General features: G+C 53.0%; 16 protein-coding genes. 9 read left to right on the plus strand and 7 right to left on the minus strand.

All coding sequences use genetic code 11. The annotated features are described in order from the left end of the window. Window positions 1-6 precede the first annotated feature (6 nt). Genes hcaB through hcaE form a run of 4 tightly spaced genes read right to left on the minus strand, consistent with a single transcriptional unit; the run spans window position 7 to window position 3,012 of the window. Window positions 7-819, minus strand: a complete 813-nt coding sequence (gene hcaB / locus ACK8NJ_RS06110; protein WP_072648344.1) for a 3-phenylpropionate-dihydrodiol/cinnamic acid-dihydrodiol dehydrogenase — start codon at window positions 817-819, stop codon at window positions 7-9. Further along, window positions 816-1,136 carry a bifunctional 3-phenylpropionate/cinnamic acid dioxygenase ferredoxin subunit gene (locus ACK8NJ_RS06115; RefSeq protein WP_001080102.1) on the minus strand — a complete coding sequence of 107 codons (321 nt, stop codon included), beginning with the start codon at window positions 1,134-1,136 and terminating at the stop codon, window positions 816-818. The genes hcaB and ACK8NJ_RS06115 overlap by 4 nt, the downstream gene beginning before the upstream one ends. Continuing rightward, window positions 1,136-1,654 (minus strand): 3-phenylpropionate/cinnamic acid dioxygenase subunit beta, encoded by a 519-nt coding sequence (hcaF, locus tag ACK8NJ_RS06120; protein WP_411962251.1) that lies wholly within the window; start codon window positions 1,652-1,654, stop codon window positions 1,136-1,138. Before hcaF ends, ACK8NJ_RS06115 begins: the two co-directional genes overlap by 1 nt. Then, window positions 1,651-3,012 (minus strand): 3-phenylpropionate/cinnamic acid dioxygenase subunit alpha, encoded by a 1,362-nt coding sequence (hcaE, locus tag ACK8NJ_RS06125; RefSeq protein WP_411962252.1) that lies wholly within the window; start codon window positions 3,010-3,012, stop codon window positions 1,651-1,653. Before hcaE ends, hcaF begins: the two co-directional genes overlap by 4 nt. A 135-nt stretch (window positions 3,013-3,147) precedes the next feature. Between hcaE and hcaR the strand changes: the two genes are divergently transcribed. Beyond that, complete coding sequence (hcaR, locus tag ACK8NJ_RS06130; RefSeq protein WP_000423251.1) at window positions 3,148-4,038, plus strand: DNA-binding transcriptional regulator HcaR; 891 nt, start codon at window positions 3,148-3,150, stop codon at window positions 4,036-4,038. Window positions 4,039-4,197: 159 nt separating this feature from the next. After that, on the plus strand, window positions 4,198-5,337 hold the full coding sequence (locus tag ACK8NJ_RS06135; protein WP_000244193.1) for a 3-phenylpropionate MFS transporter: 1,140 nt from the start codon (window positions 4,198-4,200) through the stop codon (window positions 5,335-5,337). Here the strand turns inward: ACK8NJ_RS06135 and csiE are convergent. The 3 genes from csiE to suhB form a co-directional block, all read right to left on the minus strand. Beyond that, window positions 5,329-6,609: a stationary phase inducible protein CsiE gene (gene csiE / locus ACK8NJ_RS06140; protein WP_000983019.1), complete on the minus strand. Its 1,281-nt coding sequence runs from the start codon at window positions 6,607-6,609 to the stop codon at window positions 5,329-5,331. The genes ACK8NJ_RS06135 and csiE overlap by 9 nt on opposite strands. Before the next feature lie 190 nt (window positions 6,610-6,799). Next, window positions 6,800-7,654, minus strand: a complete 855-nt coding sequence (locus tag ACK8NJ_RS06145; RefSeq protein WP_042003007.1) for an alpha/beta hydrolase — start codon at window positions 7,652-7,654, stop codon at window positions 6,800-6,802. A gap of 144 nt (window positions 7,655-7,798) precedes the next feature. Next, the gene (gene suhB / locus ACK8NJ_RS06150; RefSeq protein ID WP_000553451.1) at window positions 7,799-8,602 is read right to left on the minus strand and encodes an inositol-1-monophosphatase; all 804 of its coding nucleotides are present in this window, start codon (window positions 8,600-8,602) and stop codon (window positions 7,799-7,801) included. A gap of 118 nt (window positions 8,603-8,720) precedes the next feature. Here suhB and trmJ point away from each other — a divergent pair, with 118 nt between their 5' ends. From trmJ to hscA, 7 genes are all read left to right on the plus strand, one after another. After that, on the plus strand, window positions 8,721-9,461 hold the full coding sequence (gene trmJ / locus ACK8NJ_RS06155; RefSeq protein ID WP_000940019.1) for a tRNA (cytosine(32)/uridine(32)-2'-O)-methyltransferase TrmJ: 741 nt from the start codon (window positions 8,721-8,723) through the stop codon (window positions 9,459-9,461). Between the two features lie 269 nt (window positions 9,462-9,730). Further along, window positions 9,731-10,219, plus strand: coding sequence for a Fe-S cluster assembly transcriptional regulator IscR (iscR, locus tag ACK8NJ_RS06160; RefSeq protein ID WP_001241357.1), 489 nt, complete (start codon window positions 9,731-9,733; stop codon window positions 10,217-10,219). A gap of 111 nt (window positions 10,220-10,330) precedes the next feature. Beyond that, the gene (gene iscS / locus ACK8NJ_RS06165) at window positions 10,331-11,545 is read left to right on the plus strand and encodes a cysteine desulfurase (protein WP_001295373.1); all 1,215 of its coding nucleotides are present in this window, start codon (window positions 10,331-10,333) and stop codon (window positions 11,543-11,545) included. Window positions 11,546-11,572: 27 nt separating this feature from the next. Beyond that, complete coding sequence (iscU, locus tag ACK8NJ_RS06170; protein WP_000331707.1) at window positions 11,573-11,959, plus strand: Fe-S cluster assembly scaffold IscU; 387 nt, start codon at window positions 11,573-11,575, stop codon at window positions 11,957-11,959. 16 nt (window positions 11,960-11,975) lie between these two features. Then, the gene (gene iscA, locus ACK8NJ_RS06175) at window positions 11,976-12,299 is read left to right on the plus strand and encodes an iron-sulfur cluster assembly protein IscA (protein WP_000028953.1); all 324 of its coding nucleotides are present in this window, start codon (window positions 11,976-11,978) and stop codon (window positions 12,297-12,299) included. Between the two features lie 95 nt (window positions 12,300-12,394). Continuing rightward, complete coding sequence (gene hscB, locus ACK8NJ_RS06180; protein ID WP_000384413.1) at window positions 12,395-12,910, plus strand: co-chaperone HscB; 516 nt, start codon at window positions 12,395-12,397, stop codon at window positions 12,908-12,910. 16 nt (window positions 12,911-12,926) lie between these two features. Further along, complete coding sequence (gene hscA, locus ACK8NJ_RS06185) at window positions 12,927-14,777, plus strand: Fe-S protein assembly chaperone HscA (RefSeq protein WP_001196613.1); 1,851 nt, start codon at window positions 12,927-12,929, stop codon at window positions 14,775-14,777.

A 14,777-nucleotide genomic window follows, 5' to 3' on the forward strand; every position in this document is an offset into this window, starting at 1 on the left:
ACTTCCTTAAAGATCCAGCCCAGCCGCTACGTGGCGAATGCCGCGAATCGCTAAACCCGCATCAGCGTTGATCATCACACCGCTTAATGCGCGATTATTGCGCCGCGATGCCAACATCACATACGGACCCGTAAAATCCGCCGGTTGCGGGAAAAATTGCAGCGGTAAAATGGCGGCAATTTTCTCCGGCGTCAGAGACTGCATTATCGAGGTTTCACTTTGCCCGAGCGCCTGTGGGCCGCGCAGGTCGCTGGCCATACCACACGGGCCGACGCCATTCACCCGCACTTTCGGTGCCAGTTCATAAGCCAGTTGGCGAATAAGTCCGGTTGCGGCATGTTTACTGGCGGTGTACAGCGGGCCACCGCCGCCGGGATACCAGGCGGCATTTGACAGTGTGAAAATCATGCTGCCTTCACTGGCGATTAACGCCGGAGCGCAGGCTTTTGCGCCCAGCAGGTAACCGAGTACGTTGACATTAAACAGCTCGTGGAAGCCGGTTTCGAGCGTCTCTGCGGGAGTATTAACCAGTGAGGCATTGTGATCCCAGATGCCCGCATTGCCGATAAAACAATCCAACTTGCCAGAACGAGTCAGGATCTGATCAACCGCGCGTTGATAATCGGCATAACAGGTCACGTTGCCTTCCACCGCCAGAATATATTCACCAAATCGCTGACGCAGACTGGCGACTTTCGCCGCCGACAGTTCCAGCGTGGCAACCTGCGCGCCTTCTTCGATAAATCTCTCGACCAGCGCCAGGCCTAATCCCGATCCGCCGCCGGTAATAAAGATGGACTCGTTATGCAGATCGCTCATGGCTGCGCCTCCGGTAAGTCGATGAAGATGTCACCACCTTCAACGTGTACTGGATAAGTGGTTAGCGGATCGGTGGCGGGCAGGCATAATGCTTTCCCCGTTTTCAGGCAAAAACTGGCGGCGTGCAGCGGGCACTCCACCGTGGCGTCATCTTCCAGATACCCTTCTGACATCGACGCATTACCATGGCTGCAACGATCGTTAATGGCATAAAACTCGCCGCCAACGTTGAACAGGGCGATGACGGGCGAGGTATCGATCCGGAGAGCCTCACCCTCCGGCACATCCGCAACGGGACACGCATAAATTCGATTCATCAGAACAGTACACTCAGGTTATGGGAAGTGATCACCGTTTGATCCAGGACGATATCCCGTTCCAGCAAGCGCCAGTTGTCATCTTCCAGACGGCGAACTTTGTCAAAACGAGTCCCGACATAGAACGTTTCATCGCGCTCTTTTTGTGCCCGATAAAGCAGATAATTCACCCTCACGGCAAATACGTTTGGGATGTCGGTTTCGCTTACCTGGCAGTTGCTGATTAAGTGACGAGTGCGTGACGGCGGCTCTTCTGCCCAGGCCATGCCCGTTTCCAGACGGGCGATTCGCCGCTCCAGCTGGTCTTTAGTGTCATTAAAAATCCAGGTCGTTGGTGGCTGGACGCCTTTGCGGCGGTCGCGTGTTTGCGCGTTAACCGTGGTGCGCATGGTGTAACGAATCTCTTCGTCGAGCTGTGCCAGCCAGTCACGAAATTTCCAGTCATCCAGCAGACTGGCTTCGTGAAAGAGAAACTGGCTAATGCGGTGATGTAACTCCAGTGAAACTTGCGCACTCATTTCATCACCTCCTGCTGGTAAGCGGCGGTTTTATCGAGCACTTCCTGCCAGCTTTCGCTACTCAGGAGATCGGCCCAGCGTTGGTACATTCCACGAGCGGCCGTTTCTGAGAAGATATAGTTAGTAATGCCTGGAATGCCGTCGTCGCGACGCTTTTCCTGACCAAGCCCCATTTCCAGACACAGTTTGCTGTTGCGGGCGCGGTGACCTTTCAGCAATTTCTGGATTTCACACCAGTTCTCCGAGTCATCCTGCTCGAGAAAACCAGCAGGACCAAAAGCACGAGTGGCGCTGTTTTCAAAAGCGGCTTTAACTTCATCGGAGGCGGCTTTGTCAGTAATACAGAACGCCCACACTTCAACTTGATCAGGGCCGCGCGGATGCCAGACGCGGAGTGTGGCAGTGCCGTTTAGCCATGAAAGCGTGGGGAATATATTGTTATGACCCGCCAGACGCAGGGCGCGAACTTCACCTAAACGTTGTTCTGCTTCGGCATAGGTTTCGCGGTAATAGCTGGAAACCGCGCCATCGACCCAGACATTAGCATCCGGTTTTTCAGTAAAGAAGAAACCGCTACCGTGACCGTCCTGACCAAATTGCAGCGCATCTTTGGCGGTTTCCCACACCGGGCGGGCGGTTTGTCCATCACCGAGACGCTTATCGCTGCCATCATCTTTCGCCCCTAATACCTGAACGGCAGAAGCATGGCTGAACAGAGCATGATACTGGTCACTGGCGAACTGCTCTGCCGGGAATTTCCAGTTGCAGTTGATCACCCACTTTTGTACGCCGCCGACAATTTCGGTGCCGCCTTCGCGACGATCCAGCATGCCATCCAGATACCAGGCAATGTCACCCAGGTAATCACGCAGGCCCGGTGCGCTGGTATCCCAGTTGCCAAAAATCAGCCCTTTATAACTCTCCACACAAGGAACTTCGTTTAGTCCCCAGTGGGATTTACACAACCTTTGTGGGTAGGCGCGAGGTTCCAGCGGTACATCGATCAACTCGCCGTTAATGCCATAAGACCAGCCGTGATACGGGCAGGTAAAGGCGCGAGTGTTGCCGCAATCTGCATAACTCACACGCATGGCCCGGTGGCGGCATTGGTTGAGAAACGCCTTAATGCTGCCGTCTTTCTGGCGCACCACGACAACCGCATCTTCTCCCATGTAGGTGTTAAAGAAATCACCGGGTTTTGGGATCTGGCTTTCGTGGGCGAGAAATAGCCAGCAACGACCGAAAATGCGCTCAAGCTCCAGTTGGTAAATGTCCGGGTCGGTATAAATACGCGGAGTGACCCGACCGTTTTGGGTGTCAATCAGTTGGTAAATGTTCAAATCTGAGGGTGTGGTCATATTTTTTAATCCTGAAAGATAAGATGTATTGACCTTCTATTTTTGTGCCATAAGGATGTTGCTGGTTGGTTGCTAATATGTGAAATAGTTAATTTCTACCAGCTGAGACGTTTTTTCGATAACAAGGGGAAGGTGATGGAACTACGGCATTTACGCTATTTCGTCGCAGTGGCGCAGGCACTGAACTTTACCCGTGCGGCGGAAAAACTGCATACCTCACAGCCTTCGTTAAGCAGCCAGATCCGCGATCTTGAAAACTGTGTCGGTGTTCCGTTACTGGTGAGGGATAAGCGCAAAGTCGCGTTGACGGCGGCGGGAGAATGTTTTCTCCAGGACGCGCTGGCAATCCTCGAACAAGCGGAAAATGCCAAATTACGGGCGCGGAAAATTGTTCAGGAAGACAGACAATTAACCATTGGCTTTGTGCCATCGGCGGAAGTGAATTTACTGCCAAAAGTATTACCGATGTTTCGTCTCAGACAGCCAGATACCTTAATTGAGCTGGTGAGTTTAATCACCACGGAACAGGAAGAAAAAATTCGCCGTGGTGAACTCGACGTCGGCTTAATGCGCCATCCTGTTTATAGCCCGGAGATTGATTATCTGGAGCTTTTTGACGAACCATTAGTGGTGGTGTTACCGGTTGATCACCCTTTAGCACATGAAAAAGAGATCACTGCCGCGCAACTGGATGGCGTTAATTTCGTCAGTACTGATCCAGCGTATTCCGGTTCGCTTGCGCCGATCGTTAAAGCGTGGTTTGCGCAAGAAAACAGCCAGCCAAATATCGTCCAGGTGGCAACGAATATTCTGGTGACCATGAATCTGGTGGGGATGGGGCTGGGCGTCACTTTGATACCCGGTTATATGAATAATTTTAATACCGGCCAGGTGGTATTTCGACCCATTGCCGGAAATGTGCCTTCTATTGCTTTACTGATGGCGTGGAAGAAAGGGGAGATGAAGCCGGCATTACGCGATTTCATCGCCATTGTGCAGGAACGTTTGGCAAGCGTAACGGCATAATTACGCATTATTTTTGCAACATGCGTCGCGGATCGCAGTTTTTTAGTGCTTGTGAACTGGTGTTACAGACATCGGGAAGCAGGCTCGAATATTCTTATTTTTCAACTTGCACCAACATTCGATTAACCCCAGACTAACGCCTCCTGACGGGAGGGACTCATGGTTTTGCAATCCACGCGCTGGTTGGCGCTCGGCTATTTCACATACTTTTTTAGTTACGGCATTTTTCTACCTTTCTGGAGCGTTTGGCTTAAGGGGATTGGCTTAACGCCAGAAACCATCGGCCTGTTATTGGGGGCAGGTCTGGTTGCCCGTTTTCTCGGGAGTTTGCTCATCGCGCCCCGCGTCAGCGATCCTTCTCGCCTGATTTCCGCCTTGCGCGTGCTGGCACTGCTGACACTTCTCTTTGCAGTCGCCTTCTGGGCGGGGGCGCACGTAGCGTGGCTGATGCTGGTGATGATTGGCTTTAACCTCTTTTTCTCACCGCTGGTACCGTTGACCGATGCACTGGCGAATACGTGGCAAAAGCAGTTCCCGCTTGATTACGGCAAAGTGCGACTGTGGGGCTCGGTGGCGTTTGTCATTGGCTCGGCGCTGACGGGCAAACTGGTCACTATGTTTGATTATCGGGTGATCCTCGCGCTGTTGACGTTGGGCGTGGCATCCATGCTGCTCGGCTTTCTCATCCGTCCGACGATTCAGCCACAAGGGGCAAGCCGCCAGCAGGAGAGCACCGGTTGGTCTGCGTGGTTGGCGCTGGTTCGCCAGAACTGGCGCTTTCTGGCCTGCGTTTGTTTATTGCAGGGGGCGCATGCGGCCTATTACGGTTTTAGCGCCATTTACTGGCAGGCCGCTGGCTACTCGGCCTCGGCGGTGGGCTATTTGTGGTCGCTGGGCGTGGTGGCGGAAGTCATTATCTTTGCGCTGAGTAATAAACTTTTCCGCCGTTGTAGTGCACGCGATATGCTGTTGATCTCGGCGATTTGCGGCGTAGTGCGCTGGGGCATTATGGGAGCAACTACGGCGTTGCCGTGGTTGATAGTGGTGCAAATTCTGCATTGTGGCACCTTCACGGTCTGCCACCTGGCCGCCATGCGCTATATTGCCGCTCGCCAGGGTAGCGAAGTCATCCGTTTACAGGCGGTTTACTCTGCCGTCGCGATGGGCGGCAGTATTGCGATCATGACCGTTTTCGCCGGTTTCCTGTATCAATATCTGGGGCACGGCGTGTTCTGGGTGATGGCGCTGGTGGCGCTTCCGGCAATGTTTTTGCGCCCGAAAGTTGTTCCCTCATGCTGATTCGAGCATTTTGCGGATCTGCTCCTGTTGATGTGTTGTCAACGTCAGGTCCGTATAGATCAGCGGTGGTGAAAAGAGCGGTAACGGCATGGTATAAGGAGCAATAATCAGTGCCGCGCCGCGCGGAGCGCCTGTCTGCAAAAATACCTTTACCGACATATGTTTAATGTTGAGCGGCAGTAACGTTAGTTCGCGTAGCTGCTGCTCAATCTGCGCTTCTCGCTCGCTATCATTCCCGGTCAGTAGAATAATCTGTTTCTCATGCAGGTCGTTTTCCTGCATTAGCCAGGCACCAAAAATCACCGCGACCAGACCGCTTTCCTCATCAGAAAGATGGACGCCGTATTCACTTTCAAATCCGGCCAGCGCCGCGCGGGTGGTGCGCACCAGGCGTGGGTACAGGCGGGCGAACTCTTCCGGCAGGGTGTTATCAATACCGATGGCAAACAAACTGCGATTTAACGCCTGGGCGAGGTGGGTATAAAGCTGATCGCATAACCCCTGTTCATCATAAAAACGAACATTTCCCAGCTCACGAAAATGGTTTACCAGGCGTTTGATAGACTTACGCAGTTGTCTGTCCCGCTGATGCGCATCCCGCAGTGGATCGGGAACCCGCAACATGGAAAAAAGTAATGCCATGAACAGTGGCTCATCAGGCGGTACAGGCTGGAGCGCCCGACGCTGCCAGTGGCGTCCAATTTCCTGCGCTACCTGAAATTCAAGGCAGGATTCCGCCCAGCGACGTTGGAGCGGATTAAACTGAGGCGTAATTCCAGCGTGGTGTTGCAGCAAACAATATTGCAGATACAGACACAGGAAATGAATATCGCGTGTTTCAAAGCGTTTTTGCAGCCGTCGGGAGCAGAGATTCACTAACGCTTGTAGATTGGTATCGTCGTAAAAGTTACGCGCAATTCCGCGCCGCTTCAGTTCACTCTTCAGGGCGGGGGTGAAATGGCTGGTAATAAATGACGGACAGAGACGGAAACCACGTCGTAGCCAGTGAAATAAACACAAACGTTGGTTAAGCACTGTACCTTCAACCCGGTAGCTACCGTCATAACCAGTAGTCAGTGTGAGTTGATGATAGCGCAGGATCTCCCGTCCTGTTTCGCTGATATCAAGACTGGCAATATCATCATCCACACCATTAAGCTCGCTGAAAGTTGCCGTGGTGGCGGTCAACCCCGGCTGAAAGAGCGTCAGCAAGATCTGGCAGCGGCGCTGGGGAGCCGAAAGGACAGATGGTGGAGCAAGCGTAGGCATCATCTGTAGATCTCCCATAAGCATAATTGATAAGAATAGCTAAAGTTTGCTCAGGGAAATGGCGAAGGGAATGCTAATCATCAGAAATGTTGGCAAGCGTCACAGAATTTTTCTCATCTTAAACTGTTCTGACCAGTGGATTAGCATGTCTTAAGGTAGTTTTGTGAATGATTATCGTGCTAGCGATCATGGGTTAGTTCTGCGGATTCAACGCGCTAAGGATAAAATCCACTATCTGTTCGCGATAAACATCGCCGTGACGATCGGAAAAAGCATCAATGTGTTCGCCATCCGGGATTAGGATCAACCGTTTTGGCTCTTTTGCCAGGCTATACAACTTTTCGCTGTGCTGCCATGGGATAACGTGATCAGCTTTACCGTGAATCAGTAAAAGCGGGATCGGGCTGACGCTGGCGATGTAATTTTCGCCGCTGTAACTCTCATCAAGTAAGTAGCCACTGCCGGGGATCATCTGGTTGGCGATGGTCGCATAAGAGGCAAATGTGGAGTCGAGGATCACCGCACGTATGCCTTCACGATCACCCTGACCAATAACATCCAGAATATTCGCCCCGCCAATACTCTGCCCGAACAGCACCAGCCGTTGTGGGTTTACATCACTGCGATGGCGCACCACATTGATGGCACTTTGCGTATCGTCCAGCAATCCGGCCTGGGACGGCGTGCCTTTTGATTTACCAAACCCGCGATAATCAAACATAAAAACGTTGAAATTACGCTCGGGTAACCAACTGACCAGCGGCCAGTGGGCGGACATATTTCCGGCATTGCCGTGAGCATGAATAATGGTAGCAATGGCGTTATCAGCAGGGCCCGTCGAAGAAGGGATAAACCAGCCTTGCAGATGAGTACCGTCCTTAGCCGTAAATTCGACGGATTCCGCCGACCAGGGTTCGGGACCGTAAATTTTGTCGTCAGGATAATAGAAGAAATTGATGGCGATGCGCGGTATTAAATAAATGCAGAAGGCAACAACAAAGAGAATAAACAGAATTTTGAGAACGCGTTTGTTCACTGGCAGCGCCATAACCTTTCCTTGCGACTTCTTTATCATCCATTAATCGGGGAAAGATGGTGGGAGAGTGGCGAAAGAAAGTAAAGCGGTGAGGAAGTATTTCGGAATAGCGCCTGAAAGGCGAGGGCGGGTGAGTGACATCACCCGCCAGAGTCATTAACGCTTCAGGGCGTCGCTTAACTCGTCACGCATATTCGCCAGCATGGCTTTAACAACGCGCGGGTTACCAGCAACGATGTTACCGGTCAGCATGTAGTTATGACCACCGGTGAAGTCGCTGACGATGCCGCCCGCTTCACGAACCAGCAGCTCGCCTGCGGCGAAATCCCACGGACGCAGACCGATTTCAAAGAAACCGTCAACGCGACCCGCAGCAACGTAAGCCAGATCCAGCGCCGCAGAACCGGTACGACGGAAGTCTGCACATTCGTTGAACAGTTTGCCGACGATGTTGATGTAGGTAGTGGCGTACTGTTTTGCTTTGAACGGGAAGCCGGTCGCCAGAATAGTACCGTCGAGATCGCGAGCGGTGCTGCCGCGCAGACGGTAGCCGTTCAGCTGTGCGCCCTGACCGCGAGTGGCGGTGAACAGTTCGTTACGCATAGGATCGTAAACCACAGCAACTTCAGTGCGGCCTTTGATACGAACGGCGATAGATACCGCGAAGTGCGGCAGACGTTTGATAAAGTTGGTAGTGCCATCCAGTGGATCGATAACCCATTGAACATCCTGATCAGTACCTTCAAGTTCACCGCTTTCTTCGGTGATGATGGTGTGCTGTGGGTAAGATTTACGAATCGTGTCGATAATCACCGCTTCGGCAGCTTTATCTACGTTGGTCACGAAGTCGTTACTGCCTTTCTGGCTCGCTTCTACAGCGTCCGGGGTTTCATAGTTTTTGGCAATTAAATTACCCGCCTTGCGCGCTGCGCGCACGGCGATGTTCAGCATCGGATGCATCGGTCTCTCTCACTGGATGTTAAAGAACGGGAAAACGGCGCAGAGTATAGCAGCGAGATCGGCATCTGTCTTCGTTTTATGATAAGATGCGCGAATAATCTTTAGACGAAGAAAGACAATGCTGCAAAATATTCGAATTGTGCTGGTGGAGACGTCACACACCGGCAATATGGGTTCTGTTGCCCGTGCCATGAAAACAATGGGATTAACCAATCTGTGGCTGGTTAATCCACTGGTGAAACCTGACTCCCAGGCGATTGCCCTGGCAGCAGGGGCCAGCGATGTGATTGGTAATGCTCATATCGTCGATACGCTCGACGAAGCGTTAGCCGGTTGTAGCCTGGTGGTGGGCACCAGCGCACGCTCCCGCACGCTGCCGTGGCCGATGCTCGACCCGCGCGAATGCGGTCTGAAAAGCGTCGCTGAAGCGGCAAATACCCCGGTGGCGCTGGTTTTTGGTCGCGAGCGTGTTGGCTTGACCAATGAAGAGTTGCAGAAATGCCATTATCATGTCGCGATTGCTGCGAACCCGGAATACAGTTCGCTGAACCTGGCGATGGCGGTTCAGGTTATTGCCTATGAAGTGCGCATGGCCTGGCTTGCAACTCAGGAAAATGGTGAGCAGGTCGAGCATGAAGAGACGCCGTATCCGCTGGTCGATGATCTGGAGCGTTTTTATGGTCATCTGGAACAAACGCTGCTGGCAACCGGTTTTATCCGTGAAAACCATCCGGGGCAGGTGATGAATAAATTGCGTCGTTTGTTTACCCGTGCGCGCCCGGAAAGCCAGGAATTGAATATCCTGCGCGGGATTCTGGCTTCTATAGAGCAGCAGAATAAAGGTAATAAGGCCGAATAATAGTGGTTGCCTGATGCGACGCTTAACGCGTCTTATCAGGCCTGCAGTGCACAGAGCCTCAGGTCGGATAAGGCGTTCACGTCGCATCCGACAACAGGTACAAACGCCACGATAAAAAAATGGCACTGAAGGTTAAATACCCGACTAAATCAGTCAAGTAAATAGTTGACCAATTTACTCGGGAATGTCAGACTTGACCCTGCTATGCAATACCCCCACTTTTACAATAAAAAACCCCGGGCAGGGGCGAGTTTGAGGTGAAGTAAGACATGAGACTGACATCTAAAGGGCGCTATGCCGTGACCGCAATGCTTGACGTTGCGCTCAACTCTGAAGCGGGCCCGGTACCGTTGGCTGATATTTCCGAACGTCAGGGAATTTCCCTTTCTTATCTGGAACAACTGTTTTCCCGTCTGCGTAAAAATGGTCTGGTTTCCAGCGTACGTGGACCAGGCGGTGGTTATCTGTTAGGCAAAGATGCCAGCAGCATCGCCGTTGGCGAAGTGATTAGCGCCGTTGACGAATCTGTAGATGCCACCCGTTGTCAGGGTAAAGGCGGCTGCCAGGGCGGCGATAAATGCCTGACCCACGCGCTGTGGCGTGATTTGAGCGACCGTCTCACCGGTTTTCTCAACAACATTACTTTAGGCGAACTGGTTAATAACCAGGAAGTGCTGGATGTGTCTGGTCGTCAGCATACTCACGACGCGCCACGCACCCGCACACAAGACGCGATCGACGTTAAGTTACGCGCTTAATAAAAAGAATTCAGAATCAGGCCGGGGCGTATCGCGCTCCGTAAACACGGTCGTACATCCAGCCGGTAGCCTGGTTCCTTGCATTGAGTGATGTACGGAGTTTATAGAGCAATGAAATTACCGATTTATCTCGACTACTCCGCAACCACGCCGGTGGACCCGCGTGTTGCCGAGAAAATGATGCAGTTTATGACGATGGACGGAACCTTTGGTAACCCGGCCTCCCGTTCTCACCGTTTCGGCTGGCAGGCTGAAGAAGCGGTAGATATCGCCCGTAATCAGATTGCCGATCTGGTCGGCGCTGACCCGCGTGAAATCGTCTTTACCTCTGGTGCAACCGAATCTGACAACCTGGCGATCAAAGGTGCAGCCAACTTTTATCAGAAAAAAGGCAAGCACATCATCACCAGTAAAACCGAACACAAAGCGGTACTGGATACCTGCCGTCAGCTGGAGCGCGAAGGTTTCGAAGTCACCTACCTGGCACCGCAGCGTAATGGCATTATCGACCTGAAAGAACTGGAAGCAGCGATGCGTGACGACACCATCCTCGTTTCTATCATGCACGTGAATAACGAAATCGGCGTGGTGCAGGATATCGCGGCTATCGGCGAAATGTGCCGTGCTCGCGGCATTATCTATCACGTTGATGCAACCCAGAGCGTGGGCAAACTGCCTATCGACCTGAGCCAGTTGAAAGTTGACCTGATGTCATTCTCCGGTCACAAAATCTATGGCCCGAAAGGGATCGGTGCGCTGTATGTGCGTCGTAAACCGCGCGTACGCATCGAAGCGCAAATGCACGGCGGCGGTCACGAGCGCGGTATGCGTTCCGGCACTCTGCCTGTTCACCAGATCGTTGGTATGGGCGAAGCCTATCGCATCGCAAAAGAAGAGATGGCGACCGAGATGGAACGTCTGCGCGGCCTGCGTAACCGTCTGTGGAACGGCATCAAAGATATCGAAGAAGTTTACCTGAACGGTGACCTGGAACACGGTGCGCCGAACATTCTCAACGTCAGCTTCAACTACGTTGAAGGTGAGTCGCTGATTATGGCGCTGAAAGACCTCGCGGTTTCTTCAGGTTCCGCCTGTACGTCAGCAAGCCTCGAACCGTCCTACGTGCTGCGCGCGCTGGGGCTGAACGACGAGCTGGCACATAGCTCTATCCGTTTCTCTTTAGGTCGTTTTACTACTGAAGAAGAGATCGACTACACCATCGAGTTAGTTCGTAAATCCATCGGTCGTCTGCGTGACCTTTCTCCGCTGTGGGAAATGTACAAGCAGGGCGTGGATCTGAACAGCATCGAATGGGCACATCATTAATCGGTATCGGAATCAGGAGAATTTATAATGGCTTACAGCGAAAAAGTTATCGACCATTACGAGAATCCGCGTAACGTGGGTTCCTTTGACAACAACGACGAGAACGTCGGCAGCGGCATGGTGGGTGCACCGGCCTGTGGCGACGTAATGAAGTTGCAGATTAAAGTCAACGATGAAGGTATCATTGAAGACGCGCGTTTTAAAACTTACGGCTGCGGTTCTGCTATCGCTTCCAGCTCCCTGGTCACCGAATGGGTGAAAGGGAAGTCTCTCGACGAAGCGCAGGCGATCAAAAACACCGATATTGCTGAAGAACTTGAACTGCCGCCGGTGAAAATTCACTGTTCTATTCTGGCAGAAGACGCGATCAAAGCCGCCATTGCGGACTATAAAAGCAAACGTGAAGCAAAATAAGAGTTGAGGTTTGGTTATGTCGATTACACTGAGCGACAGTGCAGCAGCGCGAGTAAATACCTTTCTGGCTAACCGCGGCAAAGGGTTTGGCCTGCGTCTGGGCGTGAGAACCTCCGGATGTTCAGGTATGGCTTATGTACTGGAATTTGTTGACGAACCGACGCCGGAAGACATCGTGTTTGAAGACAAAGGCGTGAAAGTCGTGGTCGATGGCAAAAGCCTGCAATTTCTGGACGGTACGCAGCTGGACTTCGTAAAAGAAGGCCTGAACGAAGGGTTTAAATTCACCAACCCGAACGTTAAAGATGAGTGTGGTTGCGGCGAAAGCTTCCACGTTTGATGCGCATACCGATAACCCCACCGTGGTCGCCTGCGCGTGGGGTTTGTTTTACCTGATTCGCCGTTATCGCGGCGGATCGCAGCCCTGAGAATGTTATGGATTACTTCACCCTCTTTGGCTTGCCTGCCCGTTATCAACTCGATACCCAGGCGCTGAGCCTGCGTTTTCAGGATCTACAACGTCAGTATCATCCTGATAAATTCGCCAGCGGAAGCCAGGCGGAACAACTCGCCGCCGTACAGCAATCTGCAACCATTAACCAGGCCTGGCAAACGCTGCGTCATCCGTTAATGCGCGCGGAATATTTGCTTTCTTTGCACGGTTTTGATCTCGCCAGCGAGCAGCATACTGTGCGCGACACCGCGTTCCTGATGGAACAGCTGGAACTGCGCGAAGAACTGGACGAGATCGAACAGGCGAAAGATGAAGCGCGGCTGGAAAGCTTTATCAAACGTGTGAAAAAGATGTTTGATACCCGCCATCAGTTGATGGTTGAACAGTTAGACAACGAGACGTGGGACGCGGCGGCGGATACCGTGCGTAAGCTGCGTTTTCTCGATAAACTGCGAAGCAGTGCCGAACAACTCGAAGAAAAACTGCTCGATTTTTAATTTCTGGAAGCTAAACATGGCCTTATTACAAATTAGTGAACCTGGTTTGAGTGCTGCGCCGCATCAGCGTCGTCTGGCGGCCGGTATTGACCTGGGCACAACCAACTCGCTGGTGGCGACAGTGCGCAGCGGTCAGGCCGAAACGTTAGCCGACCATGAAGGCCGTCACCTGCTGCCGTCTGTTGTTCACTATCAACAGCAAGGGCATTCGGTGGGTTATGACGCGCGTACTAACGCAGCGCTTGACACCGCCAACACCATTAGTTCTGTTAAACGCCTGATGGGGCGCTCGCTGGCTGATATCCAGCAACGCTATCCGCATCTGCCTTATCAATTCCAGGCCAGCGAAAACGGCCTTCCGATGATTGAAACGGCGGCGGGGCTGCTAAACCCGGTGCGCGTTTCTGCGGACATCCTCAAAGCACTGGCGGCGCGGGCAACTGAAGCCCTGGCAGGCGAGCTGGATGGTGTAGTTATCACCGTTCCGGCGTACTTTGACGATGCCCAGCGTCAGGGCACCAAAGACGCGGCGCGTCTGGCGGGGTTGCATGTTCTGCGCTTACTTAACGAACCGACTGCTGCGGCTATCGCCTACGGGCTGGATTCCGGTCAGGAAGGCGTGATCGCCGTTTATGACCTCGGTGGCGGGACGTTTGATATTTCCATTCTGCGCTTAAGTCGCGGCGTGTTTGAAGTGCTGGCAACCGGCGGTGATTCCGCGCTCGGCGGCGATGATTTCGACCATCTGCTGGCGGATTACATTCGCGAGCAGGCGGGCATTCCTGATCGTAGCGATAACCGCGTTCAGCGTGAACTGCTGGATGCCGCCATTGCAGCCAAAATCGCGCTGAGCGATGCGGACTCCGTGACTGTGAATGTTGCGGGCTGGCAGGGCGAAATCAGCCGTGAACAATTCAACGAACTGATCGCGCCACTGGTAAAACGAACCTTACTGGCTTGTCGTCGCGCGCTGAAAGACGCTGGCGTAGAAGCTGATGAAGTGCTGGAAGTGGTGATGGTTGGCGGTTCTACTCGCGTGCCGCTGGTGCGTGAACGAGTAGGCGAATTTTTCGGTCGTCCACCGCTGACTTCTATCGACCCGGATAAAGTCGTCGCTATTGGCGCGGCGATTCAGGCGGATATTCTGGTGGGTAACAAGCCGGACAGCGAAATGCTGTTGCTGGATGTGATCCCGCTGTCGCTGGGCCTCGAAACGATGGGCGGCCTGGTGGAGAAAGTGATTCCGCGTAATACCACTATTCCGGTGGCGCGCGCTCAGGATTTCACCACCTTTAAAGATGGTCAGACGGCGATGTCTATCCATGTAATGCAGGGTGAGCGCGAACTGGTGCAGGACTGCCGCTCGTTGGCGCGTTTTGCGCTTCGTGGTATTCCGGCGCTACCGGCTGGCGGCGCGCATATTCGCGTGACGTTCCAGGTCGATGCCGACGGTCTTTTGAGCGTGACGGCGATGGAGAAATCCACCGGCGTTGAGGCGTCTATTCAGGTCAAACCTTCTTATGGCCTGACCGACAGCGAAATCGCCTCGATGATCAAAGACTCAATGAGCTATGCCGAGCAGGACGTAAAAGCCCGAATGCTGGCAGAACAAAAAGTAGAAGCGGCGCGTGTGCTGGAAAGTCTGCACGGCGCGCTGGCTGCTGATGCCGCGCTGTTAAGCGCCGCAGAGCGTCAGGTCATTGACGATGCTGCTGCTCACCTTAGTGAAGTGGCGCAGGGCGATGATGTTGACGCCATCGAACAAGCGATTAAAAACGTAGACAAACAAACCCAGGATTTCGCCGCTCGCCGCATGGACCAGTCGGTTCGTCGTGCGCTGAAAGGCCATTCCGTGGACGAGGTTTAA

Source organism: Escherichia sp. F1 (genome assembly GCF_046764225.1).
Lineage (GTDB): Bacteria > Pseudomonadota > Gammaproteobacteria > Enterobacterales > Enterobacteriaceae > Escherichia > Escherichia coli.

What these genes read in the sequence shown, in the direction of transcription:
- hcaB (WP_072648344.1), bottom strand. Translation starts at nt 819, where the DNA reads ATGAGCGATCTGCATAACGAGTCCATCTTTATTACCGGCGGCGGATCG.
- ACK8NJ_RS06115 (WP_001080102.1), bottom strand. Translation starts at nt 1,136, where the DNA reads ATGAATCGAATTTATGCGTGTCCCGTTGCGGATGTGCCGGAGGGTGAG.
- hcaF (WP_411962251.1), bottom strand. Translation starts at nt 1,654, where the DNA reads ATGAGTGCGCAAGTTTCACTGGAGTTACATCACCGCATTAGCCAGTTT.
- hcaE (WP_411962252.1), bottom strand. Translation starts at nt 3,012, where the DNA reads ATGACCACACCCTCAGATTTGAACATTTACCAACTGATTGACACCCAA.
- hcaR (WP_000423251.1), top strand. Translation starts at nt 3,148, where the DNA reads ATGGAACTACGGCATTTACGCTATTTCGTCGCAGTGGCGCAGGCACTG.
- ACK8NJ_RS06135 (WP_000244193.1), top strand. Translation starts at nt 4,198, where the DNA reads ATGGTTTTGCAATCCACGCGCTGGTTGGCGCTCGGCTATTTCACATAC.
- csiE (WP_000983019.1), bottom strand. Translation starts at nt 6,609, where the DNA reads ATGATGCCTACGCTTGCTCCACCATCTGTCCTTTCGGCTCCCCAGCGC.
- ACK8NJ_RS06145 (WP_042003007.1), bottom strand. Translation starts at nt 7,654, where the DNA reads ATGGCGCTGCCAGTGAACAAACGCGTTCTCAAAATTCTGTTTATTCTC.
- suhB (WP_000553451.1), bottom strand. Translation starts at nt 8,602, where the DNA reads ATGCATCCGATGCTGAACATCGCCGTGCGCGCAGCGCGCAAGGCGGGT.
- trmJ (WP_000940019.1), top strand. Translation starts at nt 8,721, where the DNA reads ATGCTGCAAAATATTCGAATTGTGCTGGTGGAGACGTCACACACCGGC.
- iscR (WP_001241357.1), top strand. Translation starts at nt 9,731, where the DNA reads ATGAGACTGACATCTAAAGGGCGCTATGCCGTGACCGCAATGCTTGAC.
- iscS (WP_001295373.1), top strand. Translation starts at nt 10,331, where the DNA reads ATGAAATTACCGATTTATCTCGACTACTCCGCAACCACGCCGGTGGAC.
- iscU (WP_000331707.1), top strand. Translation starts at nt 11,573, where the DNA reads ATGGCTTACAGCGAAAAAGTTATCGACCATTACGAGAATCCGCGTAAC.
- iscA (WP_000028953.1), top strand. Translation starts at nt 11,976, where the DNA reads ATGTCGATTACACTGAGCGACAGTGCAGCAGCGCGAGTAAATACCTTT.
- hscB (WP_000384413.1), top strand. Translation starts at nt 12,395, where the DNA reads ATGGATTACTTCACCCTCTTTGGCTTGCCTGCCCGTTATCAACTCGAT.
- hscA (WP_001196613.1), top strand. Translation starts at nt 12,927, where the DNA reads ATGGCCTTATTACAAATTAGTGAACCTGGTTTGAGTGCTGCGCCGCAT.